This is a genomic window from Pseudoclavibacter sp. AY1F1 (assembly GCF_002931075.1).
Lineage (GTDB): Bacteria > Actinomycetota > Actinomycetes > Actinomycetales > Microbacteriaceae > Pseudoclavibacter.
In genome coordinates, this window is the sequence record NZ_PSTQ01000001.1 from 294,719 (window position 1) to 307,164 (window position 12,446).

At 65.3% G+C, this 12,446-nt stretch carries 11 protein-coding genes; 8 read left to right on the forward strand and 3 right to left on the reverse strand.

The genetic code is table 11. The annotated features are described in order from the left end of the window. Positions 1 to 14 precede the first annotated feature (14 nt). The 6 genes from ychF (at position 15) to C5B85_RS01435 (ending at position 8,884) form a co-directional block, all read left to right on the forward strand. Positions 15 to 1,088 (forward strand): redox-regulated ATPase YchF, encoded by a 1,074-nt coding sequence (gene ychF / locus C5B85_RS01410; RefSeq protein ID WP_104284274.1) that lies wholly within the window; start codon positions 15 to 17, stop codon positions 1,086 to 1,088. Between the two features lie 63 nt (positions 1,089 to 1,151). Beyond that, the gene (locus C5B85_RS01415; RefSeq protein ID WP_104284275.1) at positions 1,152 to 1,811 is read left to right on the forward strand and encodes a mismatch-specific DNA-glycosylase; all 660 of its coding nucleotides are present in this window, start codon (positions 1,152 to 1,154) and stop codon (positions 1,809 to 1,811) included. A gap of 77 nt (positions 1,812 to 1,888) precedes the next feature. Further along, a complete protein-coding gene (locus C5B85_RS01420; RefSeq protein ID WP_146077796.1) occupies positions 1,889 to 3,520 on the forward strand; it encodes a hypothetical protein in 1,632 nt (543 codons plus the stop codon). A gap of 97 nt (positions 3,521 to 3,617) precedes the next feature. Beyond that, positions 3,618 to 4,697, forward strand: coding sequence for a DUF4241 domain-containing protein (locus tag C5B85_RS01425; protein ID WP_104284277.1), 1,080 nt, complete (start codon positions 3,618 to 3,620; stop codon positions 4,695 to 4,697). Positions 4,698 to 4,871: 174 nt separating this feature from the next. Next, complete coding sequence (locus C5B85_RS01430; RefSeq protein ID WP_104284278.1) at positions 4,872 to 7,109, forward strand: hypothetical protein; 2,238 nt, start codon at positions 4,872 to 4,874, stop codon at positions 7,107 to 7,109. Beyond that, a complete protein-coding gene (locus tag C5B85_RS01435) occupies positions 7,106 to 8,884 on the forward strand; it encodes an HSP90 family protein (RefSeq protein ID WP_181064221.1) in 1,779 nt (592 codons plus the stop codon). Before C5B85_RS01430 ends, C5B85_RS01435 begins: the two co-directional genes overlap by 4 nt. A gap of 66 nt (positions 8,885 to 8,950) precedes the next feature. Here the strand turns inward: C5B85_RS01435 and C5B85_RS01440 are convergent, their stop codons facing one another. Continuing rightward, on the reverse strand, positions 8,951 to 10,144 hold the full coding sequence (locus tag C5B85_RS01440) for a N(5)-(carboxyethyl)ornithine synthase (protein ID WP_104284280.1): 1,194 nt from the start codon (positions 10,142 to 10,144) through the stop codon (positions 8,951 to 8,953). 120 nt (positions 10,145 to 10,264) lie between these two features. On the opposite strand from C5B85_RS01440, the gene C5B85_RS01445 reads away from it, so the two are divergent. Beyond that, positions 10,265 to 10,876, forward strand: a complete 612-nt coding sequence (locus C5B85_RS01445) for a dihydrofolate reductase family protein (protein WP_104284281.1) — start codon at positions 10,265 to 10,267, stop codon at positions 10,874 to 10,876. Positions 10,877 to 10,935: 59 nt separating this feature from the next. Here C5B85_RS01445 and C5B85_RS01450 read toward each other — a convergent pair whose 3' ends face one another. Then, positions 10,936 to 11,370 carry a hypothetical protein gene (locus tag C5B85_RS01450; RefSeq protein WP_104284282.1) on the reverse strand — a complete coding sequence of 145 codons (435 nt, stop codon included), beginning with the start codon at positions 11,368 to 11,370 and terminating at the stop codon, positions 10,936 to 10,938. 210 nt (positions 11,371 to 11,580) lie between these two features. Here C5B85_RS01450 and C5B85_RS01455 point away from each other — a divergent pair, with 210 nt between their 5' ends. Further along, positions 11,581 to 11,940: a DUF2695 domain-containing protein gene (locus C5B85_RS01455; protein WP_104284283.1), complete on the forward strand. Its 360-nt coding sequence runs from the start codon at positions 11,581 to 11,583 to the stop codon at positions 11,938 to 11,940. Here the strand turns inward: C5B85_RS01455 and C5B85_RS01460 are convergent. Next, positions 11,937 to 12,338, reverse strand: coding sequence for a TraR/DksA C4-type zinc finger protein (locus C5B85_RS01460; protein ID WP_104284284.1), 402 nt, complete (start codon positions 12,336 to 12,338; stop codon positions 11,937 to 11,939). The genes C5B85_RS01455 and C5B85_RS01460 overlap by 4 nt on opposite strands. Positions 12,339 to 12,446: the final 108 nt, after the last annotated feature.

The following is a 12,446-nucleotide window of genomic DNA, read 5'->3' on the forward strand; positions in this document are numbered from 1 at the left end:
TACGATAGACCCTCGTGGCTCTTACTCTTGGCATCGTCGGCCTGCCCAACGTCGGCAAATCGACCCTTTTCAACGCACTCACGAAGAACCAGGTTCTCGCGGCGAACTACCCGTTCGCCACGATCGAGCCCAACGTGGGGGTCGTCGAACTGCCTGACGCCCGCCTCAAGGTGCTTGCCGAGATCTTCGGATCAGAGCGCATCCTGCCCGCAGCGGTGTCGTTCGTCGACATCGCCGGCATCGTGCGCGGTGCAAGCGAGGGTGAGGGGCTCGGCAACCAGTTCCTCGCGAACATCCGTGAAGCTGACGCAATCGTGCAGGTCGTGCGCGGCTTCGAGGACGGCGACGTGGTGCACGTTGACGGCAAGGTCGAGCCCGCGAGCGACATGGAGACGATCAACACCGAGCTGATCCTCGCCGACCTCCAGACCATCGAGAAGGCGCTTCCGCGCTTCGAGAAGGAGGTCAAGCAGAAGCGCCTTGACTCGTCCGTGCTCGAGGCCGCAAGCGAGGCGAAGGCCGCCCTCGACGAGGGAACGCTGCTCTCAGCTACGAAGATCGACCTCGAGCCCATCAAGGAACTCGGCCTGCTGACGGCCAAGCCGATGATCTTCGTTTTCAACATCGACGAGGCCGCGCTGAGCAGCGAGGAGAAGCTCGCAGAGCTGGCCGCGCTTGTCGCGCCGGCTAAGGCGATTTTCCTCGACGCGCAGACGGAGTCGGAGCTCATCGACCTCGACCCCGAGGAGGCGGCGGAGCTGCTCGCGTCGCTCGGCCAGGACGAGTCCGGCCTGAGCCAACTCGCACGCATCGGCTTCGACACGCTCGGCCTGCAGACGTACCTCACGGCCGGCCCCAAGGAGTCGCGCGCGTGGACGATCCGCAAGGGCTGGAAGGCGCCGGCGGCTGCCGGCGTCATCCACACCGACTTCGAGCGCGGCTTCATCAAGGCCGAGGTCATCTCCTTCGCGGACCTCGTCGAGACCGGCTCCACCGCCGAGGCTCGCGCGAAGGGCAAGGCCCGCATGGAGGGCAAGGAGTACGTCATGCAGGACGGCGACGTCGTGGAGTTCCGCTTCAACGTGTAGTCGCGTTCCGGTTCACCCTCTAGCAACTCGCCACTGCGTTGCACTTGAGAGACCAGGATGAACATGCCATCTGACGCGAAGCCGGTATCAGCTAGGCCACGTCGTGCGTCGCCGCTCGGCGGTCGGAAACCCCTGACCTCCGAGCTTGCCGCGTTCCAGAGCATCCCCAACGACGCCATGGACGACATCCTCCCCGTCGACCTCACGACCGTTCGGCTTCTCATCGTGGGCGTCAACCCTGGGTTGTGGACGGCGGCAGTCAATGCACCGTTCGCGCGCCCGGGCAATCGCTTCTGGCCGTCGCTGCACCGGGCAGGACTCACGGATCACGTGGTCGACGCCTCCCGAGGGTTGTCAACTGACGACGAGCAGCAGCTGCTCAGCCGCGGAATCGCGCTCACCAATCTCGTCGGTCGGGCGACGGCCCGCGCCGACGAGCTGTCGGCCTCCGAGCTCCGAGCCGGCGGGCAGCGCATCGTCGAACGTGTCCGCGAGATGCGGCCAGATGTGGTGGCGGTCGCCGGCATCACGGCGTTTCGGACTGCCTTCCGGTTGCCGAAGTCGGTGCTGGGACGCCAGGACGCGCCCGTCATTGACGGCTGGCCGGAGGAAGTCGCCCTGTGGGTCGTCCCACAGCCAAGTGGGCTGAACGCGCACGAGACGATCGACACCCTTGCGGCCAAGTGGCGAGAGGTCTGGGATCCGCTGCAACCCAACACATGACAATCACGCGTCTTATCGGAGTTTGGAGTCGAATCACCGGATAAACGCCTCGAAACTGCCTCTGCTAGTCTCCCGACGTGTTTGCTGAGAGTTTTCCCACATCGCTTGTAACGCTGCGCGGCCTCAACATGAGCCTGTACCTCTCAATTATGCGATCGGAGTATCCGGAGAAGCACTCGTACGACGCTGCCGTCGCACAGATTCGAAAACTCTCCGAAGTGCTCACCTCGTCTGAGGGTGGCTTGGCCATACCTGACCTGATCGATCTCGTGATCTCCGCCGAGTATCAAGATTTCTTGGTCTTTCTTGACGAGAATTACGACGAGGTGCCGACGACAGTCCAGCGCATCATCGAGGCCAGAGCGAACGAGGAGCGCCTGCGTCGCCTCAAGGAGAGCTCGCCAGAAGAATACGGACACGCATTGCGTGTTGTCAGTGAGGATGAGATCGTCGCTGCACTGAGAAACGGCACGATCGTGAACGCAATCAATGATGATGGTGAGGCGGAACGCATTCGAAGTGACGAGAACTACTCGGCAGCCTTCCTCCACCGCCCAACTGCGACGGCATGGGTTGATGCGACGTTGCTCGCTACCGTAATCAAGCGGTTCGCGGCGGGGGATGACGAGTTCAGAGCCGACGCGCAGGGGCTGCGCTTGCGCCAAGTCGTTGTGGGAGGGGGAGAGCTGAACCTCAATTGGATCCAGTGCCACTTCCCACTCGGTTTCGAAGGATGCGATTTCTACCACTGGGTCTCGGCCGATCACCTCACTGTCCCGTGGCTCTCTTTTGATAGCTGCGACTTCACGCCCCGGGGGCAGGTTTTCTACACTCGAGGTGCACTGAACGCTGCTTCGCTCGTCGTCGACAACGAACTTCGATTCTGGGGATGCCACGGGCTCGATCAGCTCGTCATCCCGGACGCGCACATCGGTTCCTTCTCGCCGATCAACCCGCACGCGGAAGGTCCGCCACCATCGCAACGTGATTTTCTGCCGGTCATTGACGGCGCGACCTTCGGCCGGTTCTCGATTCCCAAAGACCTCGAATCCGGATTCCGTGTGGTGATCACACGTTCAGTGCGCATCGCCTCGTTGGGAGGGCTGGAGAACGAAACCGAAAAGGCGCAGGAAGTCGCAGACAGAGTTTTCGAGTGGCTCAAAGCGAACGAAGTTGGAGACGTGCGCCTGCCAAGGGATGTGTGGGACCAGCTCGAGAATGCCCTGCGTCGCTCCCAGCACTCGGAGGCCGCGACCATCTTTGGAATCCGGGCTGCTCGTCACGTCACCACCTTCGAGGGCTTCCGAGGATGGTTGAAGCGCGTAGTTCTGGGCTCGACGGTGCGCTACTTCTATGACAATATGCGAGCGCTTTGGTACCTGCTCGCCCTCTTTGGTGTGGCCTGGGGTACGGTGCTCGGCGTTGCCCTGTTCGCGCCCACCATGCTCGTGCAAGCTCCACTCGCCAACGAGGCGCTGGTGCCCGGAAGCTGGTTGCTTTCGCTCGTCGATACGCTCGTGTGGTCGTTCCTGTATTCGCTCGATCTCATCCTCGCCCCGATTTCCCTCGGGCTCGCTCAGACGATCTGGCCGAGCTCGATCTGGCTCACACTTCTTCTTGCGGCGATCAAGGGCCTGAGTCTCCTCCTGCTCGGCGTCTTCCTCATCGGTGTCACTGGCCTCGTCGAACGACGCGGGCGCACGGACTGAAGCTCGGAACAACGAGTCGAGTCGGTGTGCACCGCGAGATGTACCGGTGGGCCCCTCGCTCAGAGACGCAGTCAGCGTCACCGCTATTTTGAGTGCCATGACGGATTCGAGTGCACCGAAGAACCCTGCCGAAGAGCGAGTACTGAGCTTCATGGCCGAGTACGAGGCGCAATGGCGCATCGCCGCTCCAGCCTTCGAGCATCGCGACCCCGACAACCCGATGTCCGCGTTTCAGCTGTGGCGAGAGCTGATGGCGCAGACGACACGGAATCACTTCACGGACCCGCCGGCGGTGGACCTCGCGCAGTCGTTTGGTCGACCTGCCAGCCATGGTCCCGAAGCGGAACAGCTTGTCAGCTCGGAGGTCGTCGGCGATGTCGCCTACGTCCTCACACGGAGCACTTCGATGCAGCGCAAGTTGAACGAGTACACGCTGCGCCAGAAGGGGGCTACGTGGAAGATCGCGGTCATAAGCCAGCATTTCGGAGATCCGAAAGCGCCGTTCGCTGATCCAGCCGTCGTCAACCAGCGTGTGCTGCAGTGCGGGCCGGACGCCGAGCCGACCGACATGCCCGAGTTGCAAGTGCAACTCGACGAGGTCCACAACTTCACTGAGCGTGAGGTGAGCCGCCCGGGGGACAAGCAGTCCGCGCGTGCCGAGGTCACGCACCTCGGCACACTTTCGACCAGCACCGGGTTTCTCTCGGTCCTCGACTTCGGATACGACAACGACGACGCCCGTCCACTCGCGAGAACCGTCCCGCCAGGCCGGTACTCGGTCGACCGGGTGACTGCGTTCGGTCGCAACGCCGCGGTCCGAGTGCGTTTCAGCGACGCTGCGCCTGTCACCTGGATTCCGGCGTCGCTCCCCGGCAGCGGCCACGTGGTCGGCGTGGATGCTGGCTGCATCTGCATTGTGGACTACGTCGGCTACTCGGACATGACGCGCCGCGACAAGGCTGCCGCCTACGACGCCTTCTCTGCTGCTCAGACGCCTGCGGTCCAGGAGTTCGACCTCGCCGGTACCGACATCGGGATCGCGTTCGATTCTGGCTACGGGGACGGCAGCTACCCGGCCTACTGGGGTCTGGACTCGGAAGGCGCGGTGGCGCAGCTTGTCGTCGACTGCATGGTGCTGGTCGAGCAAGATGAAGATGGCGTGCTGACCCACCTGTAATCCGCGCGCTCGACCATCGTCGTCCTCGTCGAGACCCCCGCGATCCTCATCGTCGATCGTCGCCGAGTTCCCCTGATCGTCCAAGCAGGGGCATTCGCTAGGGTTGCGGAATCTCCCGCCTCCTGCGTCCGCGCGGCGAGGCGACGGCCGCGAGCACCTTCATCGGAGGCCCACATGATTGCCTACTCAGATCTCGGCACGCTCGACGAAGAGCAGCAGGAGCGCATCCAGTCGTTGTTTGAACGGAGCGCGACGATCTGGGACCTGCCGGAGGACGAGGGCAAGATCGAGGTCTGGGACGAGTTCGTCGAGGACTGCGAGCGGGCGAGCTTCCCGCACCTCATCGCCAGTGCGCGCTTCGGTCAGTACACGACCCTCGTCAAGGCGGGGCTCGCCGGCAGGGCCCTCGACGCCTACGCGAAGCTCATGCAGGTCATCCACCGGCACGGCGACCTGATTGCGCCAGACAACGTCGACCGGATGCTGGGGTCCGTGGCGACCGCCACGATGACGCTCCTCGACGACCCCACCGTGCCGCTCCTGCAGATCACGCGAGTTGTTGACCTTGTCGAACAGCAGGTGAAGCAACGCGGCACCGACATCGTCGGGGTGTACGTCGCGCGGGCGGCCGTGGCAGCTGCCACGGGAGACGCGGACGCGACCTTCGACTGGATCTCGCGCTGGCGGGCGGTGGGCAGCGAGGAATGGCGCCCTGACTCGTCTGGCGTGATCCAGATGGAGGTGCCGCTGATCGCCCGCTTCGACGTGCCCCGGGCGACCGTCACGCTCGAGCAGCGGTTGCGGATGCTGGACATCGACCCCGAGCAGTTCGACGCCGACACCAACGACGCGAGCACCGTTGTGCGTCTCCTGACGATGCTCGCGTTCTTCTACGTGCACGAGGGGCGACGCGGCGATGCGGATCGGATCGTCGAGCAGCTCGTCGCCGGCGTGGGTATCGACCGCCTGGCGACAGAAGCCGTCACCGACTACCTGATCCCGGTGCTTGAAGAGCGACCGGCGGATGCGCTCGTCGCTGTCGATCACACCCTCCAGAACCTGCACCTCGACACGAGCGACTGGGAGGCGCTCGCCGCCGTCGCGCGCAGCCGGATCCTTGCCAACCCGGACGGCGAGGAAGGCCGCCTCCTGCAGGCGCTGGCCGAGGAAGCCGCGACGGCACAGGATGCTCGAGGAAGCACTGACATCCACCGCCGCGAGCTCAACGACTTCTGGTGGGTGGGGTTGCCGGAACACGATCGCCCGGCCCTCGTCGGAAAGCGCGGAGTCTGGGACGACGTGGAAGAGCGCGCCGAGCGCATCCTCGCGGCTGGATGGCTGCCGAGGCGGCGCGCGGTGAGCCTCGACGACCCGCCGATCTCCATCAAGCACCGCTACGTGTCGCTGCTCGGCGAGACGATGGACCTGCTTGCCACCGAATCGGCGGATGAGGCGACCGACCTCAAGGAGCGGCTCACGGCCAGGGCCGAGCAGCTGAAGTGCGCGACGTCCCGCTACTGCATCCCGCTCCTTCACGGGCTCCGAGCCGGGCAGCAGGCGCAGACGGGGACGCTGGTGCGTGACTTCGAGCGCTCGCAGCTCGAATTGGTCACGAACGCTGGGCTCATCACCGACTCCATCCAGGCAATCGGGGAGAGGTTCTTCGCAGTGACCGTCGAACAGGCAGTGGCTGACCCCGAGATCCCGTGGGTGCAGATCGACGACCTCATCGACCGTGAGGTGCGCGTCCGGGAGACGACACGCGGCCCGGCCTCGCACGTGCTCCTTGCCCGCGCGGAGATCGCGGCCCACCGAGACGACGCCGAATCGCTCCGGCAGATCATCGCGCGGCTGCAACGGGCCGTCGCGGAGGAGGAGGAACTCCTCGACCGCGTTGCCGTGGAGCTCGAGATCGTCCGCCTCAGCGCCCGTTACGCGCCCCAGTTCGCGATCGCGGTGGCGACGCGTGTCGCCGACACCGGCGCCGCCGAGCAGGTCAGGGCCGCCAACGCGTGGCTCTGCTGGTTCGGCGCGCAACAGGGCGACGTCCGCGCCGCGCCAGCCCTCGCGCACCTCCTCGCAACGGTTGACGGTGACGTGACAGAGTTCGGCCCCCTCCCGAGCTGGGTGCTCCTGGAGGGCTTGGCGGCACCCGGCGCGGAACTCGGCCCGGTCATCGACGCTGCGCTTGAGGAAGCCGACACGGGGTCAGCAAGCGATCTGCTTGTGTTCGCGGCCGCCGGGAGTGCACTGCTCGCGCAGGGCAAGGGCGACCCACGCGGTCCCGAGCTGCGCGAGAAAGTGATCCAGATCACGGAGGGCCTCGCCAGTCGCAATGGCGACCGCTTCTGGAGCGAGTGGATCCGCGACCGCTGGTACCCGGGAGACCAGGCGTTCGAGGTGAGCGCGTGAGCGGCGAGCGCTTCCGCGTTGACCTTCGCGGCATCGTCGACATCCTGTCCCATCACCTCTACTCGAGCCCGCGCGTCTACCTGCGCGAGCTCATCCAGAATGCGCGCGACGCCGTTGTCGCCCGGCAGTCGCTCAACCCAGGGACCGCGGGGGAGATTTCCATCGAGGTCGACGACGGGGGAGCGGTGATCGTTCGGGACCACGGCATCGGTCTCACCGAAGACGAGATGCGGACGGTGCTCGCAACCATCGGTGCGTCCAGCAAGCGCGGCGACCTGACGCAGCTCCGACGCCAGTACCTAGGGCAGTTCGGTATAGGACTGCTCTCCTGCTTCCTCATCGCGGACCGCATCGAAGTTCGGTCACGGAGTGCACGCTCGGCGGACTCACCGACGCTGAGCTGGGTTGGCAGCGCGGACGGGACCTTCACGATCTCCCAGGCCGAGCATCCCCTTGCCGATGCGGGGACCGAAGTGACCGTCACTGCCCGGGCGGACGAGAGAGAGTGGGTGGAACCCAACCGGGTCCGACTCCTCGCCGAGCGGTTCGCGTCGCTCCTGGACCTGCCCGTGTCCCTCGGCAGCGAGGGGCAAGCCGCCGAGGTCATCAGTGTCCGAACACCGCCGTGGCGCGCATCCCAGCTTGAAGCCGAGGTGTGGTGTCGCCAAGAGCTCGGCTTCTCGCCGCTCGCGGGACTGCCGATCGAGGTCGGCGCGGCTGGCGTCGTCGGTCTCGCCTTCATCGCCGACGCTCCCGGCCGGGTCGGCAACCGCAAGGGAGACACCATCTACTCGCGCGGGATGTTCGTCGCAGAGAACAACGTGCAGCTCGTGCCCGCGTGGGCGTATTTCGTCCGCCTCGCACTGGACGCGGGCGAGCTGCCGCTGACCGCCTCGCGGGAGTCGCTGCAGGATTCGGTCGCGATCGCCGAGGTCCGCAACCAGATCGGGATCCAGATCCGAACGGGCATCGAGAGATTCGCGGCGAGCGACCCGGTTGGCTTCGGGCGGTTCCTGGACGTCCACGCGAAGGGTCTGCTCGCCATGGCGGCGACTGACACCGACATGCTCGACCTCGTCATGAAGCACGTCCTGTGGGAGACGAGCGAGGGCACGATGACGTTGGAGCGGCTCCTTCGGGTCTTCGACAGGGTGCAGTACACGACCTCGATGACCGAGTTCAACGCCTTCGCGCCTCTCCTCCGCGCCGGCAAGACGCTGCTCGTCAACGGTGCCTACGTGTACGGCGGTGAGATCCTCCGTCAGGTCCAAGAACGCCGCGGGCGCATCGGTGGACTTCGGCTCTTCGACGCGCGCGGCTTCCTCAGCGAGCTCCCGAGACCGGCTCAGGATGACACGCATGTTCGCGGTTTCCAGGCACACGCACGCGCGGTGCTCGATCGGCTGGGTCTCGACCTTGATCTGAGGGAGTTCGCTCCGGCATCCGTGCCTTCCCTGTTCGTCGGCGAGACCGGGATAGCCGATTCGTCGGCAGCGCAGAGCGACACCGATCCCTGGGCCGACTTCCTGAGCGAGCCAGAACGGTGCCAAGCTCGGTCCCGGTTGGTCCTCAACGTGTCGAGCACGGCTGTTCGTGCGCTCGCGTCGCTCACGGACGAGCGCGTACGAGCCGAAGCGGTCACGGGGCTCTACGTCATCGGGTTGCTGACCGCCGGCGAGAAGCTCGACGATCGCCACACTGAACTGCTCAGCGAGACCCTCCATGCGCTCATCACAGCGGCGGGCGGCGGTGACGCGGGGCCAGGACGCGACTGACGGCATCGAGGCAGGGCCGGTCTGACCAAGGTCGCCGGAACGTCGAAATACCGGAAGACCCGAACGTCAGAGCGCCAGAGCTGGCATGGCCGCGGCGACGGGGTGCGGATATTCGGCCTTGCGGTCCTGGAAGCTCAGGATGCTGGGGTTCTGGATGACGCCGTCACGGATCTCGATCGCGCGCGTGAGCGTCGCACTCTCGGCCCACGCATCCGGCCCCTCCAGAACTGTCCGAAGGAAGGGGAGCAGCGCCTCGCTGATGTCCCAGGTCGCGGAGTTCCACAGGTACGAGGGGCTGTGCTCGACGGCGTAGTAGTTGACACCCTGCCCGACGGTGAACATCGGCTCCTCGAATGTCGTCGGCTTCGCCCATTCGAACCCCATGCCCTCGTCGCACGAGACGTCGATGATGAGGGCGCCAGGCGAGAACCGCGACAGATTCTCGGTGAGGAGATACGTCAACGGCGCCGCCACATCCTGGAACGTGCAGTTGACGACGATGTCGTAGGTCGCCAGGAAATCGGGAAGCAGCCAGTCTCCCTGCTCCGTACTGACGCTGCTGAGGTGCGTCGGTCCTTCGTCGGTGTTGAGCTGGGTGATGTGCGCGTTGTGGATGGGGGAAGCCACAGCCGCCGCACCGCGCTGGGTGAGGACTTCGATGTCGTGGATTCCGTGGGCGTTGAGTGCCGTCACCGCGCCTCGCGCCGTCGCACCGAAGCCGATCACCACGGCTCGGAGTCGCGGACCGTAATCACCGGTCAAGCCGATAAGGCTGAGCGCGTGGATCACGGAGCAGTAGCCGGCCAGCTCATTGTTCTTGTGGAACACGTGCAGGCTCATGTCCCCCTGCGGGGTCCAATGGTTCATCGCCTCGAAGGCGAGCAGCGTCAGCTTCCGATCAATCGCGATCTGCGTCACTTCGGCGTCCTGCACGCAGTGCGGCCACCCCCAGAGCGTTCGACCGGGCGCGAGCGCCGCGACATCCGCAGCCTGTGGCTTCGGCAGCAGCAGCACGTCGGCCGAAGCGAGAACTTCGGTGCGCTCGGCGACCCTGCCGACTCGAGACTCCACGAAAGCGGGCTCGAGCTGAAAGTCGGCTCCGTAGCCGCGCTCGACGACCATTCGAGCCCGGATGTCCGCGTCGATCCGATCAAGATGACGCGGGTGGATCGGGAGCCTGCGCTCGTTTTCCATCGAAGAGTCGGCGAGCAGTCCGAGCGAGAGCAACGGGGTGCGAGTGGAGAGAGCAGCGTCCGACATGGGATCCCATCATTGGGGAACCAGAGGTAGCTCCTGCCCTGACAGTACGCCTGTTCCTGGCGATTGCCTTCGAGGAACGAGATACTGGCACTTGAATTGCACTCCTCGGAAGGGACACCGATGTCCGACACCACCTGCCACATGTCCATCTCGCTCGACGGCTTCGCCGCCGGTCCGGATCAAAGCAGCGAGCATCCGCTCGGTAAGCGAGGGCAAGAGGTGCACGGCTGGCACATCGGCGACCCTCGCGCCACAGAGGCCGACGAACTCGCTGCGAGTTGGCTCATGCGGCCGCGCGGCGCCTACATCATGGGCCGGAACATGTTCGGCCCCATTCGCGGCGATTGGGAGGGCGACTGGCGAGGGTGGTGGGGAGACGAACCCCCGTATCACGCGCCCGTCTTCGTGCTGACACATCACGCGCACGAACCGATCGAAATGGAGGGCGGGACAACCTTCCACTTCGTCACCGAAGGGTTCGACTTCGCCTACGCCAAGGCAGTTGAAACCGCAGGCGAGAAGGGCGTCGACATCGCAGGTGGCGCCTCGACCGTCCGGCAGGCGCTGAACGCCGGGGTTGTCGATGAGCTGACGCTCGACATCGCGCCCGTCCTGCTCGGGTCAGGCGAGCGGCTCTTCGACGGGGTCGACACGTTCGGCTACGAGCCAGTTGAAGTGCTGCATTCGCCGCTCTCCACGCACATCCGCTATCGCAGGATCGCACAGGACTGAGCACAGTGGCCCGGCAGGATGAACCTGCCGGGCCACTCGGGTCTTCGCGTGAGAGATGCCTACCCGGCGGCCTTGCGCACGTAGTCGGCAACGGTCTTCTCGGTCTCCGGCGTCAGGCTGATGAGCGCAAACGACGTCACCCAGAGGTCGCCGTCGTCGAGTTTCGCCGCCTCCTCGAACCCGAGCGTCGCGTAGCGGGTCGTGAACTTCGACGCAGCTTTGAAGAACACCACGACCTTGCCATCTGCGTCCGTGTAAGCGGGGAAGCCGTACCAGGTCTTCGGCATGAGCCTCGGGGCGACCTCTTTGACTATGCGGTCGATGCCCTCAGCCAGAGCGCGGTCCTCGTCAGTCATCTCTGCGATGGCCTTCTGGATCGCCGCATCACCCGCGGCACGGTTCTTGCCAGCCTTCTGCTCCGCGCGCAGTTCAGCAGCGCGCTGCTTGACAGCGTCGCGCTCGTCCTTCGAGAGTCCAGTGGTCTTCTCAGCCATGGCAGCTTCCTTCGTTCTTCCTCGTTGTAGTGAATCACGACTACGGTACGACTCCCCGGCCGCAGATGCTTCTCCAAACCTGCTCGGTCTTCGCAGCCGTTGCGTCTCGCAGCTGTGCATCTGCGTGCTCTCGTCGCGCGAGAGGTGAGTCACGACAGGCCGTTCAGGGCATGAGCCGGGAATGTCGGTGGTCCGGTCCAAGATCTCGGCATGACAGATCAGCGAATCGCCGAAGAAGCCGAGTACATCGTTCAGTCCCTAGCGGAGGAACTCCTGGAGCCAAGGGACGGAGAATGCCTGCTCTGCTACGTCGCAGACCAGCTCGACGAGTTCGGCTGCGACGGAACCCACCGGTTCTCGCAGCGCTACCAGGAGCGAGTTGCCCCGCGTGCAACTGCGCTGCTCCGCCGCCTCGGCCGAAGAGGTGCGTACTGCGACTGCGAGATCTTCCTCAACGCCTTCGACGCGTGTGGTGGTGAGCCGGAGGAACTTCCGCCGTGCGCCGGCGTCAGGCGAGGGTCAACGCAGCCCTGCAGGCTCTGGTGGCGGCGGCGGGATGCCGCTTACTAGCGGGCGGAGCGTCGTGGCAGGTCTGCGCAGGCAACGCATGTCTCGGCGAAGGGACGCACGCGGAGTCTGACCTCGGGGATGGGCCTCCCGCAGGCGATGCAAATGCCGTAGGTGTCGTTCTCCAGGCGGAGCAGGGCCGCCTCAATCCGCTGCAGTTCCGACTTGGAGGCCTCCACTTGGCCGGCAAGACGAGACCACTCGGTTGAGAGCGGAGCCCCGTCGGGGTCGTGCTCGTCGTCGTCGTTGAGGGATGAACGGTCGCGCACGAGGGCGCTCAGAGCTGCCTCGCTGCGTGCGAGGCGGTCGACAGCGACGGCGCGCTGGTTCTCGAGTCGCTCTGCGTACACGCCCGCGTCACCCGCCTTGGCTCTCTCACGCTTGCCATCTGTCTCGCCCATTGGAGCCATTCTGCGCCAACCATCCCTGCCCCGTCAGCGACCGGGGCAAGCGGCGTTCTCACCGCAGCGCTCAGGGACGGCCCCGGTAGCTCCCGCAGACTGGCGAGC

Coding starts and splice junctions, on each gene's coding strand:
- C5B85_RS01415 (WP_104284275.1), top strand. CDS start 1,152: ATGCCATCTGACGCGAAGCCGGTATCAGCTAGGCCACGTCGTGCGTCG.
- C5B85_RS01425 (WP_104284277.1), top strand. CDS start 3,618: ATGACGGATTCGAGTGCACCGAAGAACCCTGCCGAAGAGCGAGTACTG.
- C5B85_RS01430 (WP_104284278.1), top strand. CDS start 4,872: ATGATTGCCTACTCAGATCTCGGCACGCTCGACGAAGAGCAGCAGGAG.
- C5B85_RS01440 (WP_104284280.1), bottom strand. CDS start 10,144: ATGTCGGACGCTGCTCTCTCCACTCGCACCCCGTTGCTCTCGCTCGGA.
- C5B85_RS01445 (WP_104284281.1), top strand. CDS start 10,265: ATGTCCGACACCACCTGCCACATGTCCATCTCGCTCGACGGCTTCGCC.
- C5B85_RS01450 (WP_104284282.1), bottom strand. CDS start 11,370: ATGGCTGAGAAGACCACTGGACTCTCGAAGGACGAGCGCGACGCTGTC.
- C5B85_RS01455 (WP_104284283.1), top strand. CDS start 11,581: ATGACAGATCAGCGAATCGCCGAAGAAGCCGAGTACATCGTTCAGTCC.
- C5B85_RS01460 (WP_104284284.1), bottom strand. CDS start 12,338: ATGGGCGAGACAGATGGCAAGCGTGAGAGAGCCAAGGCGGGTGACGCG.